This window comes from Pseudomonas sp. SZ40 (assembly GCF_052958135.1).
Genome location: NZ_JBQWIF010000010.1, coordinates 111,148 through 128,999, shown reverse-complemented (window position 1 = coordinate 128,999; position 17,852 = coordinate 111,148). Strand labels below are relative to the sequence as shown.

Below are 17,852 nucleotides of genomic sequence, written 5' to 3'. Positions count from 1 at the left end.
TATGGTCCATGATCCCCACGATAAGGAACCGTGCATGTCCCTTTCTACAGACGGCGCTTTTATCGTCGTCCACTCTGCCGAAGAGGCCGTCGATCGTCTGGCGGTGCTGCACCAGCGCGCCACCGAAGGCCTGAGCCAGGCGCTCAAGCGCTACCTGAAAGATCGCATCCGCCCCGATGCCGAGCAGCAAGAGTTGTTTCGCTACCCCGAACTGCGGCTGACCTACGACTGCCAGGGCGAGGTGCCGACCACCGTGCGTGCCTACGCCAAGGTGCAGGTGCCCGGTACCTACAGCATCACCATCACCCACCCGGCTGCGTTCCGTAAGTACCTGCTCGAGCAACTGCAGCCGCTGATGGCCGACTTCACCCTGACCGTCGAGGTCGGTGTCAGCCAGCAGTACATCCCTTACCCCTACGTGGTGGAACAGGGCGATGAGCTGGCCGGCTCCGGCGTGACCGCGGCAGAACTGGCGCGGGTGTTCCCCAGCACGGACCTGTCGGCCGCCACCGATGGCACCGCCGACGGCCTCTACGACTGGGAAAATACCGATCCATTGCCGCTGGCCCTGTTCGACGCCGCCCGAGTGGATTTCTCCCTGCGTCGCCTGGTGCATTACACCGGCAGCGACTGGCGCCACGTGCAGCCGTGGATCCTGCTGACCAACTACCACCGCTACGTCGACCAGTTCATTCGCAACGGTCTGGACATGCTCAATGGCGAGTCGCGCTTCGAGCGCATGGTGCTGCCGGGCAACGTGGTGATCGAGCGGGGCATGCCCGAAGGCGAGATGCAGGCGATCATCGAGACCGTGGTCTGGCACCGCTACCAGATGCCGGCCTATCACCTGCAGGCTGCCGATGGCGATGGCATCACCCTGGTCAACATCGGCGTCGGCCCGTCCAACGCCAAGAACATCACCGATCACCTGGCCGTGCTGCGTCCGCACTGCTGGCTGATGATCGGCCACTGTGGCGGCCTGCGTCAGTCGCAGACCATCGGTGACTACGTGCTGGCTCACGCCTACATGCGCCGCGACGGTATTCTCGACCGGGTGCTGCCACCGCACATTCCGCTGCCGGCCCTGGCCGAAGTGCAGCAAGCGTTGCAGGATGCCGCCGCGCAGGTGACTGGCGAGCGCGGTGACGATCTCAAGCGTCGCCTGCGCACCGGTACCGTGCTGACCTACGACGACCGCAACTGGGAGCTGCGCTGGGCGCAGGAGCGTCCGCTGATCAACCTGTCACGGGCCGTGGCGGTGGACATGGAAAGCGGCACCATCGCCGCTCAGGGCTATCGCCTGCGCGTGCCGTATGGCACCTTGCTGTGCGTGTCGGACAAGCCGCTGCACAGCGAGATCAAGCTGCCGGGCGCGGCGGGTGCCTTCTACGAGCGGGCCGTGACCCAGCATCTGCACATCGGTATCGCCGCTCTGGATCTGCTGCGTGGCCAGCTCAACTCGCTGCACTCGCGCAAGCTGCGCAGCTTCGACGAGCCGCCATTCCGCTGAAGGCGGCCCCGGGCGCCAGGCTCATAGCGGGTGAGCTTGGCGCTACTTCTTCGACTTGCCGACCATCATCCGCCAGCGGTTGCGGTTGAGCAGCACGTAGCCGGTCAGTTGCATGCCTGCGGCTATCACCAGGCTGCGGGTCAGGTCCGGGTCAGCCGGGCGCGGCCCGCTGTAGATGGCGTACAGCGCATACACGACGCCGATCAGGCCGAGGATGAAGAACACCAGGCCGAGAATGGTCAGACGGTGAAGATTGCGTAGAGGCATGGCAGAAATCGTCAGGGATAACGGGCGGCCAAACTAACCCGGAATTCCGGGTTTCGCCAGTCGCCCGTCCAGACGCTCACTTGCCCACCTGATGCAGCGGCAGGGCCGTGGTCGATTTGATCCGCTCCATGGCGAAGCTGGAGCTGATATCGGCGATGCCGGGGATTTCGATCAGGCGCTTATACACGGCGTCGTAGCCCTCGATGTCGGGCACCACCAGGCGCAGCAGGTAATCGGTGACACCCGCCATGCGATAGAAGTCGACCACCTCGTCGATCGCCGCCACCTGACTGTGGAAGTGCTTGAGCCATTCGGCGTTGTGCTGATTGGTGCGCACGAAGGCGAATACCGTGACCGGCACGCCGATCTTGCGCGAGTCGAGCAGGGCCACTCGGGCACCGATCACGCCGCTTTCCTCGAGCTTCTGAATACGCCGCCAGCACGCCGTGTTACTCAAACCAACGCGTTCGGCGATCTCACCCAGCGGCTGGGTGCAGTCCTGCTGTAGCTGCGCGAGCAGGGCGCGGTCGAACTTGTCCACGGTCTAGAAAACTCCTGATAAGACGATTGGGGAATATCGTCAGTATGAAATGGGCTAAGTCTGGAAAATAATTTCGTTTACTTTGTCCAGGTTGGAAATCTATTCCGTTTCATGGGCTCGAGAACAGTGAAATAACAAAATTTTTCACGTCCCGCTCTCTTAGCATGGTGCTCCAGACAAAGCCGTCTAGCACGGCGCCTTCAATCATCTGCACGGCCGCTACCCCTATGTCAGAACTGTATTTCGATTACGCCGCTACCACTCCCATCGACGACGCTGTCATTCAGGACATGTTGGCGTGCATGGGCCGTGACGTGGTGTTCGGCAATCCCGCTTCCGCGTCTCACTCCTTCGGGCAGCGGGCTCGTCTGGCGGTCGAAAAGGCACGCAAGCAGGTGGCGGCCCTGGTAGGTACCCGCGCAGATCGCCTGGTCTGGACGTCCGGGGCGACCGAGTCGAACAACCTGGCGCTCAAGGGCGTGGCCGCGCTGGCCGATGGCCGTCGGCACATCATCACCAGCCGCCTCGAGCACAAGGCCGTTCTGGATACCGCCGGGCAACTGGAGCGCGAGGGCTTCGAGGTGACCTGGCTGCAGCCCGATGCCAACGGCATCATCCAGCCGGAGGCGGTCGCGGCAGCCTTGCGTGACGACACCCTGCTGGTCTCGTTGATGCTGATCAACAACGAACTCGGTACGCTGACCGATATCGCCGCGGTGGGCGAGCTCGTTCGTCAGCGCGGCGCGCTGTTCCATGTGGACGCCGCCCAGGCCACCGGCAAGGTGGCCATCGATCTGGCCACCTTGCCGGTGGACCTGATGTCCTTTTCCGCCCACAAGACCTATGGTCCTAAAGGTATTGGTGCGCTCTACGTCGGTGACCGTGCGCGCTCGCTGATCCAGGCGCAGATCCATGGCGGTGGGCATGAGCAGGGGCTGCGCTCCGGCACCCTGGCCACCCACCAGATCGTCGGCATGGGCAGCGCCTTCGCCCTTGCCGGTGAGCTGATGAGCGAAGAGAACACGCGCATCGCTCGCCTTTGCGCACACCTGCGCGAAGGGTTGCTGGCGCTGCCCGGCGTGCGTCTCAACGGCTGCGCCGAGAAGCGTGTGCCGCATACCCTCAACCTGTGCATCGACCACCCCTGGTTCGATGCCGAGAATCTGCTGGGGACGCTGGCGTTCTCCTCCACTTCGGCCTGCAATTCGGCCAGCAGCGCGCCGTCCCATGTGCTGCTGGCGCTCGGGCTGGACGATACCCAGGCGTATCGCAGCATTCGCCTGAGCCTCGGCCGCTACACCACGCTCGCCGACGTCGAGCAGGCCATCGATGCCATTCGCCGCTGTCTGCCTGAATGACGGGCCGGTGATCGCCCGATGAGCACGCTGGGAGAGCGGGCGCTGCAGGTCGAGAGCGTTTTCGATGCGCAGACGTCGACGTTCAGCCATCTCGTCCACGCTGGCGCGGGCAGCGCTTGCGCGGTGATCGATCCGGTGCTCGGCTATGACCTGGAGTCCGGCAGGCTCGACAGCGCACCGGCGGACGCTCTGTTGCGAGCGCTGGAGGCCAGGCACCTGGAGGTGCAGTGGATTCTGGAAACCCATATCCACGCCGATCACCTCACCGCCGCTGCTTACCTGCGCGAGCGCAGTGGCGGGCGGGTCGCCGCCGGACCAGGCATTGGCGAGGTGCAGCGGACCTTTCAGGCGCGTTTCCAACTGCCCGAGGATTACTGCCAGGCGAGCGGCCAGTTCGACCATCTGTTCGCCCCCGACGAAGACTTCGCCATCGGTGCTCTGTCCGCTCGGGCGCTGCATGTGCCCGGGCATACGCCCGCCGACACGGCCTTTCTGGTCGAGGAGCGGCACGTGTTCGTCGGCGACACCCTGTTCCAGCCGGACATCGGCACGGCACGCTGCGATTTTCCTGGTGGCAGTGCTGCGCAGTTGTATCGCTCCATTCGGCATCTGCTCGAACTGCCGGGCGACACCCGCCTGTTCATGTGCCACGACTATCCCCAGGATCGCGCGCCACGGGCCTGGTGCTCCGTGCAGGAACAGCGCCTGCATAACCAGCATATGCATCAAGGCGTCAGTGCCGCGCAGTTCATCGAATGGCGTGAAGAACGGGATGCAGGGCTGGAGCCCCCCAGGTTGCTGATCCCGGCGCTGCTGTGGAATCTTCGCGCGGGCGTTGTGCCCGACGGGGACGTGGCAGGCGTGCGTTTTCGCTGGGCGGCTAACTGAGCCCGTCCATCTCCACGGCGACCAGAGCCTTGCAATAAAAAGCCCCTGACACTCATCGAGCATCAGGGGCTTCTGAGCGGGCGACTCATCGTCGCCAGCGCAGGGGCGGGATCGGCTACCTCGAAGACTACTCGTCGCTCGGCGCCAGCTCCTTTTCACCTACATGCTCGCCAGCCAGCGATGCACGCACCGCGGCGACCTGCTCGGCGGACACCGCCGGCGCGTCGTTCGACCAGCCTTGACGCAGGAAGGTGGCCAGTTCGGCGACCTCGGCGTCGTCCATGCGATCGGCGAAGCCCGGCATCGGCAGGATCGAGGGTGCGCGCGCCGTCGATGGCGTTTGCGCACCGGCGAGTATCACGTGCAGCAGGGCGCTGGGGTTTTGCGCGTTGATCACCGACGCGCCATCCAGGCGTGGGAACACCCGAGGCGCGCCGTCACCCGCCACGAAGTGGCAGGCGCCGCAGTTGTCCAGATACAGACGCTCGCCAAGGGTCAGGTCGGTGGCCGCCGTCAGCTTGCGGGTGGTCGCTTCGCTGCGCTCGGGCTGATGGGCGCTGGCTGGCTGGCCGTCGGCGGCGAGGGACTTCAGGTAGGCCGCCATGGCGTGCAGGTCGTCGTCCGACATGTGCGAGGTGCTGTTGGCCACCACGTCGGTCATCTCACCGGCTACCGAGGCCTTGGCGTTACGGCCGGTACCCAGGTAGTCGACGATTTCGTCCTGGGACCAGTGCGGCATGCCGCGCAGCGAGGGCACGGCCCAGTCGTTGAGCTCGGCGCCGCTCAGGTAGTCGGCGGTGCTTTCATCGAGCCCCTTCTCCTGCATGGTCAGCGCCCGTGGCGTGTGGCAGGAGCCACAGTGGCCCAGGCCCTGTACCAGGTAGGCACCGCGGGCAATCTGCGCATCGGCATCGCGGGTGGTGACTTTCAGCGCCTCGGCAGCGGACTCCGGCGATGGCGAGAACAGCGTGCGCCAGTAGGCCAGGGGCCAGCGGATCGACAATGGCCAGGGGATGTCGTTGGCCTGGTTGGCCTGTTCCACCGGCTGCACGCCCTGCATGAAGTAGGCGTACAACGCCTGCATGTCGGCATCCGAGACCTTGGCGTAGGACGGGTAGGGCATCGCCGGGTACAGCGCGCTGCCGTCGTGGCCAACGCCGCGGCGAATGGCGCGTTCGAACTCGCCATAGGTCCAGTCACCGATCCCGGTCTGCTTGTCTGGGGTGATGTTGGTGGAGTAGATGGTGCCGATCGGCGACTCGATACCGAGGCCGCCGGCGAAGGCCTTGCCGCCTCGGGCGGTATGGCAGGCCACGCAGTCACCGACGCGCGCCAGGTACTCGCCCTGGCTGATCAATGCCGGGGTGACGGCCTGACCGAGCTGCGCCGAGGCGTCGCCCGAGCGGTTCAGGGCGATGCTGGCCAGCCAGGCCAGTGCAGCGAGCAGCAGACCGATGATCAGCAGCTTGAGGAGCAGAGAACGGGGTGTGGATTTCATCTCTGCGTTCCTCATGCCTGCACCAGTGGGCCGGGGTTCTTCAGGTACTGATCCTTGATGGCCTGGGCGGCGAACAGGGTCAGTGCACCGATCAGGGCCGTGGGGTTGGCCTGGAAGTTCTGCGGAAAGGCGTTACCGCCCGGTACGAAGACGTTGTGCACGTCCCAGCTCTGCAGGTAGCGGTTGAGCGCACTGGTTTTCGGGTTGTCGCCCATGACCGCGCCGCCCACGTTATGGGTGGACACGTACTTGGTGATGTCCCAGTGCGAGTCCATCGCCAGGAAACTCTCGGAGACGCTGTCCGGCCCCAGCTCGCGGGTGATGTTCTGGACGATGCCGCGCAGGTATTGCTGCAGCTTCAGCTCGTTCTCCTTCCAGTCGAAGGTGATGCGCAGCAGTGGCTGGCCCCATGGGTCCTTGTAGGTGGGGTCGAGATCCAGGTAGTGGCCGCGGTAGGACATGCAGCCGGTGGAAATGCTCACCTTCATGGAGTGGCCGTACCAGTCGGTCATGCCGTCTTTCCAGCCCTGGCCCCAGGCCGGCGTGCCGCCCGGCAGCGCGGTGCCGATCGGCGTGCCGGTGGCCTGCGAGCTGTGGATCTTGGCGCCGCCGATGAAACCCAGCGAAGGGCCGTCGTAGTTGCCCGGCGAGATGTCGTTGAACATCTGTCCGGTGGCACCGGCGGTGGCGAACGGATTGAACTGCTTGTCCTTGAAGAACAGGGTCGAGCCGCCGACGCTGAGGTAGGCGTAATCGCGGCCGATGGTGCCTGTCTCGGTAACCGGGTCGTAAGGCTTGCCGATTCCGGAGAGCAGCATCAGGCGCACGTTGACGAACTGGAAGCCGGCCAGCACGACGATCTTCGCCGGCTGGAACACCGTGTTGCCGTGTTCGTCGGCATAGGTGACGCCGCGGGCGGTCTTGCCATCGGCGTGCAGCTCGACGCGCAGCACGTTGGCCCGGGTGCGGTAGGAGAAGTTTTCGAGGCGCTTGAGGGCATCCATCACCGCAGTCTGCGGCGAAGCCTTGGAGTAGTTCAGGCAGGGGTACTTGCTGCAGTAGCCGCAGTAGTTGCACGGCGCGATCTGGTTGCCGTAGGGGTTGGTCCAGGCGCGCGAGACGTTGGCCGACGGGTTGGGAAACGGGTGATAGCCGAGCTTGCGCGCGGCGTCGGCGAACAGCTTGTTGTTGAGCGTGTCTTCCAGCGCCGGCAGCGGGAACGGGTTGGAACGCGGGCCTTCGAACGGGTCGCCGCCTTCGATGATGCGGCCCTGCAGGTTGCCGGTGTTGCCCGACAGCCCGCAGATCTTGTCGAACTTGTCGAGGTAGGGCTCGATCTCGTCCCAGGTGAACGGGTAGTCACCGATGCGCATGTCGTCCTGCAGAATGCCCTTGCCGTAGGCCTGGTCGGCGTAGGTCTTGAGCTTGATGTCGGTCGGTGTCGGGCGGATCAGTACGCCGGTCCAGTGCAGGCCCGAGCCACCCACGCCGGTGCCGGGCACGAAGGCGCCCCACTTGCGCGTCGGCAGGGCGGTGCCGTGGCTGTTGTGGCGGACCGTCAGGGCGCCATCCTTGGGGCTGACCATGACCTTGTTGCGTACCGCGTAGGCGTACTGGTCGGCAGGCTTGGGATAGGCGAAGTCGGCGTTGTTGCGGTCTTCCCCACGCTCCAGGGCGCGTACTTTCAAACCCGCCTGGGCCAGTTCGATGCTCATCAACGAGCCGGTCCAACCCAGGCCGACTACGACGACATCGACTTCGTCATTGGTAATGTCTGACATAAAAAACCTTGCTTGCTGAAACGCTGCGCGAAAAGAAAATCAGCCGCGGTCGCCGTTGAGGCTGACCGGCCCGAGGGGATACTTGACGTTGTGCTGGGCGACCCATTCCAGGTAGCTGGCACGGGCACCCGGAAAGCCGATGGCGATCCACGCCTTCATGCCCTTGTTGCCGCCGTAGATCGGGTCGGACAGGTAGCCCTGCTGGGAGAGCGAAAGCATTTCGCTGAAGAACAGCTTGGAGCCGAGCACCTCTTCGCCGAAGGCCGCGAAGTCCACCTCACCGGCTTCGAGCTTCTTCAGCACGCTGTCCTGGGTGGTGGCATCGAGCAGGGCGAAGCGCTCGTGGTGGGCGTGCTCACACCAGGCATCCACGGCCTTGATGCCGTTGCGATAGATCTGCTGCGGCAGGTACGGAATCTGGTAGCCGAGGGTGGCTGGTGCAGCGAGGTCGAAGGGCCCCTCGAGGTAGATTTCGCTCCCCAGGTCGCTTGCCAGCTGCTGGTCCATGAATACCGGCACGTTGGTTTCCAGGGCGCCAGGTGCTTTACCGCCAGCGGGAATCAGACGGTCGCAGGTGGCCATCATGAAGGTCCACTCGGTGGCGCTGAAAAAGGTCGGTGTATAGCTGTCGAGGGCTGGCGCGACCATCTCGGCAGCGGAGGCTGCGCTCAGGCCTTTGATGGTCACGCCCAGCGCGGGGAGGGCGATCAGCGAGGAAAGCAGAAACTTCCTTCGCGACGTGGGTTTGGACAACAACATGTAGAGGCCACCTATGACTGCTCACAAGAAAGCCGGATGTTGCAGGGCCCAGGGGCCGGGCACCTCACGTGCGGTCCAACTCCCAGCGCGAACGGGATGGCGACAGCCGCGACCTCCAGTCCGGGAGGCGACGGCTTTCAGGTTCCGGAGGCTGGCGTGGGCGGTCTGCGACCAGGGCCAGAGACCGCGGCCGCAGCGGGCAATCTGTGTGCAGTACGGCTCGCGCTCGTCTGCTCGTTCCACGTCAGGCTGTATCCAGAACAGGGCTGGCAGACCTTGGCGGCCGCTCTAATTGTGCTTCATTCACATCGGGACGGCTGGCGTGCAAAAGGCATCGTCCAGCCCAACATCGAGGGGTGCGATACTCGGGTATCGTCTGCTCATCACGGTGAATCGATGCTAACATTCGAGACTGAATGTAACAAATAGTTTCTTGGAATGGTGTCAAGCAGACACACTGTCGCAGGCTTTTACCGCTCTAAATCGGCCCTTTTCGCCCGGCCGAGCTCAGTCATTAATTTGACCACTCGTTCAAGTATGAATAGGGTGTCAGCCCATTTCTCCCGCCGAGTATTTATGACCAGCCGCTCCAGATTGCCCGCAACCGTCTACCTGCTGGGGGCCACCATCTTCTCTTTGGTCACCGCCGAATTCATGGTTGCCGGCATGATGCCCGCCCTGGCCGAAGCCTTTTCGGTCAGCCTGGCGCAGGTCGGTAACCTGATCGCTCTGTATGCCCTGGGCATGGCCCTGGGTGGGCCGCCGGTGACGCTTCTGCTGCTCTCGCGCGGCATCAGCAACAAGCACGCGCTGATCGGGCTGCTGACCGTCTACGTCGCGGCCGGCGCCCTGGCCGCAGCCGCGCCGAGCTACCCGGTACTGGCGCTGGCGCGGATCATCATGGGGGTGGCCAGTGCTGCCTGCATCGGCCTGTGCATGACCGTTTGTGCCGCGATGGTCGAACAGGCGGCGCGCGGCAGGGCCATCTCGGTGGTGCTGGCAGGCCTGATGCTTTCCCCGGTCGCTGGCGTGCCGCTGACCGCCTGGGTCGAGCAGCACTACGGCTGGCGTGCCAGCTCCTGGGTGGTGGTGGCGCTGGCCTTGATCTGTACCGCCCTGGCGGCCATGCGTCTGCCGTCCAGCTCGCCGGGTGGCGAGGCGGGTCTGAACCGGCAGTTGGCCTCGCTGAACAACCGCAGCCTGTGGGGCGCCTACCTCACCAGTGGGTTGATCATTGGTGCCACCTTCGCCGCATTCAGCTATTGCGCGCCCATCCTGATCCACGAGGTCGGTATCGAGCCTGCACACGTGGCTCCGCTGCTGGCGCTTTACGGCGTGGCCAACCTGCTGGGCAACATGATCGTCGGCCGTTTTGCCGACCGCCACACCTTCAGCGCCCTGGGCTGGGGCCTGGCCTTGCTGGTGCTTGCCCTGAGCGGTTTCGCCCTGGCCGGCGATCAGGTCTGGCTGAATCTGGGTTGTTTCATCGCCATTGGCATGACCGGCGTGGCGCTCAACCCGGCAATGGTCGCGCGGGTAATGAAGGCCGCCGAGTCCGGGGCGCTGGTCAACACTCTGCACACCTCGGTGATCACCGCCGGGCTGGCTCTTGGGAGCTGGGCCGGAGGTGCGGCGATCGAAGCCGGTTATGGCTTGCGCGCTCCACTGTGGGTCGGCGCGGGATTGGCGCTGCTGGGGCTGCTCAGCCTGGTGCGTCCGGTGGCGGCGAACAGGCTTGCGCGCGCTTGCGCTTGAGGGCGTCGGGACCGAAACTGTCCGCCATCGTGATTACCACGCAGGCGTTCCGGGAGAGATCGAATGGCAGACAAGCTGCACACCTACGACGTTCTGGTTGCCTGGACGGGTAATCAGGGCACGGGCACCTCCACCTACCGTGGTTACAGCCGAGCGCACAGTATCCAGGCGCAAGGCAAGAGCCCCATCGACGGCTCGTCCGATCCGAGCTTTCGGGGGGATCCGGCGCGCTGGAACCCGGAAGAGTTGCTGGTCGCGTCCCTGGCCGCCTGCCACAAGCTCTGGTACCTGGGCTTGTGCGCCGGAGCCGGCATCGTGGTCACCGCCTACGAGGACAATGCCCAGGGCACCATGCTCGAACAGGACGATGGCGCCGGCCAGTTCACCTCGGTGGTGTTGAGGCCGAAGGTGGTGCTGGCTTCCGGTTCCGATCTCGAGCGCGCCAGGGCCCTGCATCACCAGGCACACGAGATGTGCTTCATCGCCCGGTCGATGAACTTCCCGGTCAGCCATGAGCCGGAGCTGTCGATCAGCCCGGACAGCTGAGGCGGCGTCAGGCGCTCATCAGCTCGCGTACGCGCGACACCAGGGTGTCGACCGCGAAGGGTTTGGTCAGCACCTGCATCCCCGGCCCGAGGTGGCCGTTGCCGATCGCGGCATTTTCCGCGTAGCCGGTGATGAACAGGGTTTTCAGGCTCGGTCGAATTTCCCGTCCGGCATCGGCCATCTGTCGTCCATTCATGCCGCCAGGCAGACCCACGTCGGTGATCAGCAGGTCGATCTGCACGTTGGAGCGCAGCACCTTCAGCCCCGCGACACTGTCGGCAGCCTCGACCACGGCATAGCCGAGATCGCTCAGCACGTCGGTCAGCAGCATGCGTACCGTCGGCTCATCATCCACCACCAGGATCGTCTCGCCCGTTTCGGGCAGCGAGGCCGAGGTGGTGATGGCTTCGCTGCGGTCTTCGCTGGCGTTGCCGTGATAGCGCGGCAGGTAGATGCTGATGGTGGTCCCCTGACCCAGGGTGGAGTGGATGCGCACCTGGCCACCGGATTGCTTGGCGAAGCCATAGATCATCGAAAGGCCGAGACCGGTGCCCTGGCCGATGGGTTTGGTGGTGAAGAACGGATCGAAGGCCTTGGCGATGACCTCGGGCGACATGCCGGTGCCGGTGTCGGTCACCGACAGGGAAAGGTACTGACCCTCGGGAATGTCGTGGGTCCGCGCGACGTCGCGATCCATCCAGCGGTTGGCGGTCTCGATGGTGATGCGCCCGCCGTCGGGCATGGCGTCACGGGCATTGATGCACAGGTTCAGCAGCGCGTTCTCGAGCTGACTGGCATCGGCCAGCGCCGTCCACAGGCCCGCCGCGCCGACCGTTTCGACCGCGATGCTGGGGCCCACCGTGCGCTGAATCAGATCGCTCATGCCGGTCATCAGCCGGTTCACATCGGTGGGTTGCGGGTCCAGGGTCTGCCGACGGGAGAAGGCGAGCAGGCGGTGGGTGAGGGCGGCGGCCCGCTTCGCCGCGCCCTGAGCGGCTGCCATGTACTTGTCGATGTCGCTCAGGCGGCCCTGGGCAACGCGAATGCCGAGCAGTTCCAGCGAGCCGGAAATGCCCGCCAGCAGGTTGTTGAAGTCGTGTGCGAGGCCACCGGTCAGTTGGCCGACGGCTTCCATTTTCTGTGACTGGCGCAGCTTTTCCTCGGCCTGCATCAGTTCGTTGGTGCGCTCGGCCACACGCTGTTCCAGCGTGTCGTTGAGCACGCGCAGGGCGGTGATGGCGCGGTCCCGCTCGGCCTCCACGGTGCGCCGCTCTTCCACGTCGATGAGCACGCCGGGGAAACTCAGTGGAGTGCCATCCGCCGCGTGGTCCACGCGCCCATTGGCCTCGATCCAGTAGTACTGGCCGTCTGCGCGTCTGACCCGATATTGATGCACATAGGCTCCCCCACGGCGGGCCGCCTCGTCGACTGCGGCGATCATCGCGTCGCGGTCGTCGGGATGCACGGTGGCGATCACCTGCTCGAGGTCCAGGCCTTCACGGCCCATGCTCGGGTCGAGGCCGAAGGCAACGGTGAAGGCTTCGTCGACCGTGAAACGGTCGGCCTGCAGATCCCAGTGCCAGGTGCCGATGATCGCTCCGGCGGCGAGCGCCAGTTGCACGCGCTCGACGTTTTCGCGGGCGGTCGCCTCGCTGATGCGCAGGCGTTCCTGCGCGTTGCGCCGTTCGGTCACGTCATTGAAGAAGATGCCGATCTTGCGCTCTTCGGGCTCACCGACCCGAACGGCACGTACGTCGAACCAGCGCTCGAAGGCCTTGGCGTAATTCTCGAAGTTGGTCGGTTCGCCGGTCTTGGCGACATGGCCGTACATCTCGAACCAGAACGTCTCCAGGTCCGGCGCGTACTCGGTGACCCACTTGCCGCGCAGGTCGACCCCCGCCTGCCGTTCGAACGCCGGGTTGACCTCGATGAAGCGATAGTCCACGGGGCGATCGTCAGCATCGAACTTGACCTCGACGATGGCGAAAGCCGCCTCGATGGTGTCGAGGATGGTTTGGAAGCGCTCTTCGCTCTTGCGCAAGGCGATCTCGGCGCTGCGCATTCGGGTGAGGTCGAGCATGGCGCCGATCATGCGTACAGCGACCCCGTCGGCATTGCGGATCACATGTCCGCGATCCAGCACCTCGGCGTAGGTGCCGTCCTGACGCTGAAAACGGTAGCCGTCGGTCCAGTCCGTTGCCTCACCATCGATGACCGCGTGGATCGAGGCATCGATACGGGTTCTGTCATCCGGGTGAATGCGGGCCATCCACCAGTCGCCACTGGTTTCGGTGCTCGCCAGGGAGTAGCCATAGGCATCCTCCAGCGCTTCGTTCCAGAGCACCTGATTGGCCGCCAGGTCCCAATCCCATACCGCGTCGTTGGTCGCTTTGGCGGCTAACCGATAGCGCTCCTTGGTCTCCTCCATCGCCTGGCCCGCCAGATGCTCGCTGGTGCGGTCGCGCAGGATCTTCATGAAGCCGAGAAGACTGTTGTCGTCATTGTAGAGCGGCATCATCTCGCCCGATGCCCAGAAGCGTTGCCCGCTCTTGCGCAGGTGCCAGCGTTCGTCAGCAGCCCGACCGTGCTGCAATGCACTGCGCATTTCATAGTCGACCCGGCCGCTGGCACGATCGGCTGGGGTGAAAAAAAGCTCGGCCTTGCGCCCGCATATTTCTGCCGGTGCCCACCCCATAATGTGGGTCGCACCCTGGTTCCAGTCGGTAATGACTCCAGTCGTATCGATCAGGATGATGGCGAAGTCGATGGCGCTCTCGAATACCGCGCGCTGCCGTGCCGCGTTTCTGGCCTGGGTGATCTGGCTGGGTTGCAGCCTCCCATCGTTCGCAGCGGGGCGCACACCTGAGTGCGATGCATCGATGCCTGACTCTTCAAGCGCGACACGCAGTCGTAGCACTTCCGCTTCCAGCTCTTCACGGCTCAGGTTTTTCAGAGTTGTCTCCACGTACCCATGATTGCTGCTGCCCATGCAGAGAACGTCGTTTCGTCTCGCGCCGATCCTGGCAGCAATTACAGCCTGAAAATCGGCTTTGTATACTGATCCTTCTCAGATACTTCCGTGCAAAAACTTGTTTTCGAATGACGTGCAGGCTTCAGCGGCAGCCTGTCGTCTTGTCTCCATATTAAATCTGTTGGGCTTTGTATAGATTGCAGCGGTCACATCTTCGTGGAGGCCGTTCGCGACTCATAGTGTTCTGAACAAGCCGTGCCGAACTGCACCTGTATCCGAGCTGGAATCGACCGGCCGGCATACCGCATACGCCCATGTTTAGACAAGCCGACTCCCCTAACCATCCGGCGGGGCACTTCTGGAGTGGAAAATGGTAGAGATTAGGCCGGTTGTATCGACAGGGAATGCGGGTTTCGATGCCGTGTTGAAGGGCGGTTTGCCCAGCAATCGTTTGTATTTGCTCGAAGGCACTCCCGGCGCCGGGAAAACCACGCTGGGCTTGCAGTTTCTGCTGGAGGGCGTCGCCGCTGGCGAGCCGGTTCTGTACATCACGCTGTCGGAAACCAGCGAAGAGCTGGATAGCGTCGCCAAATCCCATGGCTGGACGCTGGAAGGCATCGACCTGTTCGAGTTCTCCTCCACCGAAGAGGTGCTGGGCGAGGACTACGAGCAATCGATCCTCCACCCCTGGGAGGCCGAACTCGGCGGCACCATCAAGCTGATTCAGCAGCGCGTGGATCAACTGCGCCCCAAGCGTCTGGTGTTCGACAGCCTCTCGGAGATGCGCCTGCTCGCTCAGGATCCGCTGCGCTATCGGCGCCAGGTGCTGGCGCTGAAACAATTCTTCGCCGGCCGCGACATCACCGTGCTGTTGGTCGATGACCTGACCACCATCAGCGGCGAGCGCGACAACCACTTGCACAGCCTTTGCCATGGCGTGGTCACCCTCGAGCGCCTGACCCTCGAATTCGGTGCTGCGCGCCGTCGCCTGCAGGTACAGAAGCTGCGTGGTGTCGACTTCACCGCAGGCTTTCACGACTTCACCATCCGCAAGGGGGGCCTGGAAGTCTATCCGCGCCTGATCGCCGCCAAGCACAATACCGACTATGCCAACGAGCCGGTCAAGAGTGGCGTGCAGGAACTGGACGACCTGCTGGTCGGTGGGCCGATCCGTGGCACCAGCACCCTGGTCACGGGGCCAGCGGGTTCGGGCAAGACGACCCTGGCACTGGTGTATCTGGCCGCGGCCTGTGCCCGGGGCGAGAACTGCACGATCTACGAGTTCGACGAACGTATCGGCACGCTGCTGGCGCGCGCTGACTGCATGGGGCTGCAACTCAGCCATTACGTGGCGACCGGCCAGTTGGTCATTCAGCAGATCGACCCCGCCGAGATTTCACCGGGTGAGTTCGCCTGGCGCGTACGTACCGAAGTGGAGGTGCGCGGCAGTTCGCTGCTGGTGGTGGACAGCCTGAATGGCTACATGGCCGCCATGCCGCAAGAGCAGCAACTGATCCTGCAGATGCACGAGTTGATGTCCTACCTCAGCCAGCAGGGCGTGGTGACCTTCCTGATCAACCCGCAGCACGGCTTGATGGGCTCGATGTCCACCAACCTCAACGTTTCCTATGTGGCGGACTCGGTGATCCTGATCCGCTTCTTCGAAGCCAAGGGCCGCCTGCGCAAAGCCATTTCGGTGATGAAGCACCGTGGCGGCGCCCATGAAGACACCATTCGTGAGCTCAGAATCGACTCTCAGGGCGTTCGGGTCGGTGAACCGCTGACCAACTTCCGTGGGGTGTTGACCGGTACGCCGGAGTACTACGGTGCCGAACAACCGCTGATGGAAGAGCGAACGCGTGGCTAATGACCTGACCGTGCAAGCCCGCCAGTTACTCGTCACTGCACCCTTCAAGGGCGACGGGACGAGTCTGGAAAAACTCTTCGGTGCGATTTACCCCCTGCAGTTGCACAGCAGCCTGGCCTCGCTGACCAGCGCAATCAATGACCAGGCCGGAGTTGTGGTTCTCACCGAGGAAGCCTTGGTCGGTGACGTCTCGATGCTGGGGCGTGCTCTGGAGGAACAGGCCGCCTGGTCGGAAATTCCGATCATCCTGCTGGCTTCCAACAAGGGACGTTTGGGGCGCGCCACGGAAGCAGCCCGGCTGCGCTTGCCAGCCGCTGCGGGGCACGTGCTGGTACTCGAGCGGCCACTGAGCTCCGCGTCGCTGATCAGCGCGGTTGCTGCCGCCTGGCGTTCCCGCGAGCGGCAGTTCGACATGCGTGACCGCCTGGCCGAATTGGCCGAAGAGCGCTCGCGCATGCACACGCTGCTGGAGAACATCCCCGTTGGTGTGTGTTTCATGGACAGTGACGGCAAATCGCTGGTCAGCAACCCGCGCTATCGGCGCTGCGTACCCGATGACGTCATTCCCTCCCGGAGCCCGACGCGCTTGAACCGCTGGGTTGGCCACGATGAGCACGGCAACCTGCTCGCGCCCAACATGTTTCCCGGGGCGCGGGCTCTGCGGGGGGAGCCGGTAGCCGGTCTCGACTTCAGCTACCAGACCGATGATGGCGACGAGTCCTGGATGAGGGTCAGCGCCATCCCGCTCTACGACGAAAGCCAGCACCTGATCGGTGCCGCTTCGGTCATTCTCGACATCAACGAGGAGAAGCGCTCGCAGCAATCGCTCAGGCGCTTCAACGAAGAGCTGGAAATTCAGGTCAGGGCACGTACCCAGGCCCTCAATGCCGCTGTCGAGAAGCTGAAACTGGAGAGCGACGAGCGCGCCCGTGCCGAAGAACAGTTACGCCAGTCCCTGAAGATGGAAGCGGTCGGGCAGCTCACCGGCGGCATCGCCCACGACTTCAACAACATGCTCACCGGTGTGATGAGTGCCATGGAGCTCATGAAGCTGCGCCTGGCCAAGGGCAAGCTCGATGGCGTCGAGCGCTTCATGGATGCCGCCTACTCATCGGCCCAGCGCGCCGCCTCCCTGACCCAGCGCCTGCTGGCGTTCTCGCGGCGACAATCACTGGATTCCAAACCGCTGTCGGTCAACGGCTTGATTCTCTCGCTTCACGAACTGCTGCAACGCACCGTGACCGAGCAGGTGAGCGTGCAGCTCGATCTGTGCGAGAACGATCCGTGGGTATGCGCCGACACCAATCAACTGGAAAACGCGCTGCTCAACCTGGTGATCAATGGTCGTGACGCCATGCCTCGGGGCGGCACCCTGACGATCAGAACCCGAGCCAGCAACGCGGCTCTGGAGCCCGCGAGGGAGGGCGGCTTTGGCGAGGCCGGGCATGTCTGCATCGATGTCAGCGACACCGGTGTCGGCATTCCCGAACACCTGCTCAACAAGGTTTTCGAACCCTTCTTCACCACCAAACCCATTGGCCAGGGCACCGGTCTGGGGCTGTCGATGGTCTATGGCTTCGCCAAGCAGAGTGACGGCCGGCTCGCCATCGACAGCGTCGAGAACAAGGGCACCACCGTGTCCATCTGCCTGCCGGTGAGCGATAGCCATAGCCTGCCGGCACAGATCCCCGGTGAGATGGCGGTAGCCGGCAAGGGGCAGACCATTCTGCTGGTCGAGGACGACGACTCGGTGCGCCTGATCAATCAGGCCGCACTGGTCGAACTCGGCTATCGGGTGGTGGTGGCGCGCGAAGCCGAAGAAGCACTGGCGCAGCTGAGTAACCTGCCCAGCCTCGATCTGCTGGTCACCGACGTCGGCCTGCCGGGCATGAATGGCAGGCAGCTCGCCGAAGTCGTGCAGCAACTCAAGCCCGGCCTGCCCGTCCTGTTCCTGACCGGCTACGCCGAGGGTGCCATGAAGCGTGAAGATTTCCTCGGCCCGCACATGCACCTGCTGACCAAGCCCGTATCCCTGGAAGCACTGGCCAGCCGGATCGACCTGATGCTGGGCGAGCAGGGCGCAGGCGGCCCGCGCGAGGTGGATTAGCGCC

13 protein-coding genes are annotated in these 17,852 nt (G+C 64.1%); 7 read left to right on the top strand and 6 right to left on the bottom strand.

Going from position 1 to position 17,852, the window contains the following annotated elements; all coding sequences use genetic code 11:
- Position 1: 1 nt before the first annotated feature.
- Positions 2-1,510: an AMP nucleosidase gene (amn, locus tag ACT9T4_RS10805; protein WP_179539102.1), complete on the top strand. Its 1,509-nt coding sequence runs from the start codon at positions 2-4 to the stop codon at positions 1,508-1,510.
- Between the two features lie 42 nt (positions 1,511-1,552).
- Here amn and ACT9T4_RS10800 read toward each other — a convergent pair whose 3' ends face one another.
- Entirely contained in the window at positions 1,553-1,777 is a 225-nt protein-coding gene (locus tag ACT9T4_RS10800) for a hypothetical protein (protein WP_179539101.1), read from the bottom strand.
- Between the two features lie 76 nt (positions 1,778-1,853).
- Positions 1,854-2,318: an Lrp/AsnC family transcriptional regulator gene (locus tag ACT9T4_RS10795; RefSeq protein WP_499116921.1), complete on the bottom strand. Its 465-nt coding sequence runs from the start codon at positions 2,316-2,318 to the stop codon at positions 1,854-1,856.
- A 227-nt stretch (positions 2,319-2,545) separates the two neighbouring features.
- Between ACT9T4_RS10795 and ACT9T4_RS10790 the strand changes: the two genes are divergently transcribed.
- Positions 2,546-3,676, top strand: a complete 1,131-nt coding sequence (locus ACT9T4_RS10790) for a cysteine desulfurase family protein (RefSeq protein ID WP_179539099.1) — start codon at positions 2,546-2,548, stop codon at positions 3,674-3,676.
- An 18-nt stretch (positions 3,677-3,694) separates the two neighbouring features.
- Complete coding sequence (locus ACT9T4_RS10785; protein WP_179539098.1) at positions 3,695-4,564, top strand: MBL fold metallo-hydrolase; 870 nt, start codon at positions 3,695-3,697, stop codon at positions 4,562-4,564.
- Between the two features lie 127 nt (positions 4,565-4,691).
- Here the strand turns inward: ACT9T4_RS10785 and ACT9T4_RS10780 are convergent, their stop codons facing one another.
- Genes ACT9T4_RS10780 through ACT9T4_RS10770 form a run of 3 tightly spaced genes read right to left on the bottom strand, consistent with a single transcriptional unit; the run spans position 4,692 to position 8,602 of the window.
- Positions 4,692-6,062, bottom strand: a complete 1,371-nt coding sequence (locus ACT9T4_RS10780) for a c-type cytochrome (protein WP_052493867.1) — start codon at positions 6,060-6,062, stop codon at positions 4,692-4,694.
- A gap of 11 nt (positions 6,063-6,073) precedes the next feature.
- On the bottom strand, positions 6,074-7,843 hold the full coding sequence (locus ACT9T4_RS10775) for a GMC family oxidoreductase (RefSeq protein ID WP_042556370.1): 1,770 nt from the start codon (positions 7,841-7,843) through the stop codon (positions 6,074-6,076).
- Positions 7,844-7,882: 39 nt separating this feature from the next.
- Positions 7,883-8,602 (bottom strand): gluconate 2-dehydrogenase subunit 3 family protein, encoded by a 720-nt coding sequence (locus ACT9T4_RS10770; RefSeq protein WP_499116918.1) that lies wholly within the window; start codon positions 8,600-8,602, stop codon positions 7,883-7,885.
- 576 nt (positions 8,603-9,178) lie between these two features.
- On the opposite strand from ACT9T4_RS10770, the gene ACT9T4_RS10765 reads away from it, so the two are divergent.
- Together ACT9T4_RS10765 and ACT9T4_RS10760 are read left to right on the top strand one after the other, a co-directional pair.
- Positions 9,179-10,357 (top strand): MFS transporter, encoded by a 1,179-nt coding sequence (locus tag ACT9T4_RS10765; protein WP_042556372.1) that lies wholly within the window; start codon positions 9,179-9,181, stop codon positions 10,355-10,357.
- A gap of 63 nt (positions 10,358-10,420) precedes the next feature.
- Complete coding sequence (locus ACT9T4_RS10760) at positions 10,421-10,903, top strand: OsmC family protein (protein WP_042556373.1); 483 nt, start codon at positions 10,421-10,423, stop codon at positions 10,901-10,903.
- A 7-nt stretch (positions 10,904-10,910) separates the two neighbouring features.
- Here the strand turns inward: ACT9T4_RS10760 and ACT9T4_RS10755 are convergent, their stop codons facing one another.
- Complete coding sequence (locus tag ACT9T4_RS10755) at positions 10,911-13,892, bottom strand: PAS domain-containing hybrid sensor histidine kinase/response regulator (protein ID WP_499116915.1); 2,982 nt, start codon at positions 13,890-13,892, stop codon at positions 10,911-10,913.
- Positions 13,893-14,244: 352 nt separating this feature from the next.
- Between ACT9T4_RS10755 and ACT9T4_RS10750 the strand changes: the two genes are divergently transcribed.
- The gene (locus ACT9T4_RS10750) at positions 14,245-15,741 is read left to right on the top strand and encodes an ATPase domain-containing protein (protein WP_042556374.1); all 1,497 of its coding nucleotides are present in this window, start codon (positions 14,245-14,247) and stop codon (positions 15,739-15,741) included.
- Positions 15,734-17,848, top strand: coding sequence for an ATP-binding protein (locus tag ACT9T4_RS10745; protein WP_499116914.1), 2,115 nt, complete (start codon positions 15,734-15,736; stop codon positions 17,846-17,848). The genes ACT9T4_RS10750 and ACT9T4_RS10745 overlap by 8 nt, the downstream gene beginning before the upstream one ends.
- Positions 17,849-17,852 lie beyond the last annotated feature (4 nt).

What these genes read in the sequence shown, in the direction of transcription:
- ACT9T4_RS10785 (WP_179539098.1), top strand. Translation starts at nt 3,695, where the DNA reads ATGAGCACGCTGGGAGAGCGGGCGCTGCAGGTCGAGAGCGTTTTCGAT.
- ACT9T4_RS10790 (WP_179539099.1), top strand. Translation starts at nt 2,546, where the DNA reads ATGTCAGAACTGTATTTCGATTACGCCGCTACCACTCCCATCGACGAC.
- ACT9T4_RS10765 (WP_042556372.1), top strand. Translation starts at nt 9,179, where the DNA reads ATGACCAGCCGCTCCAGATTGCCCGCAACCGTCTACCTGCTGGGGGCC.
- ACT9T4_RS10760 (WP_042556373.1), top strand. Translation starts at nt 10,421, where the DNA reads ATGGCAGACAAGCTGCACACCTACGACGTTCTGGTTGCCTGGACGGGT.
- ACT9T4_RS10770 (WP_499116918.1), bottom strand. Translation starts at nt 8,602, where the DNA reads ATGTTGTTGTCCAAACCCACGTCGCGAAGGAAGTTTCTGCTTTCCTCG.
- ACT9T4_RS10750 (WP_042556374.1), top strand. Translation starts at nt 14,245, where the DNA reads ATGGTAGAGATTAGGCCGGTTGTATCGACAGGGAATGCGGGTTTCGAT.
- ACT9T4_RS10755 (WP_499116915.1), bottom strand. Translation starts at nt 13,892, where the DNA reads ATGGGCAGCAGCAATCATGGGTACGTGGAGACAACTCTGAAAAACCTG.
- amn (WP_179539102.1), top strand. Translation starts at nt 2, where the DNA reads ATGGTCCATGATCCCCACGATAAGGAACCGTGCATGTCCCTTTCTACA.
- ACT9T4_RS10780 (WP_052493867.1), bottom strand. Translation starts at nt 6,062, where the DNA reads ATGAAATCCACACCCCGTTCTCTGCTCCTCAAGCTGCTGATCATCGGT.
- ACT9T4_RS10800 (WP_179539101.1), bottom strand. Translation starts at nt 1,777, where the DNA reads ATGCCTCTACGCAATCTTCACCGTCTGACCATTCTCGGCCTGGTGTTC.
- ACT9T4_RS10775 (WP_042556370.1), bottom strand. Translation starts at nt 7,843, where the DNA reads ATGTCAGACATTACCAATGACGAAGTCGATGTCGTCGTAGTCGGCCTG.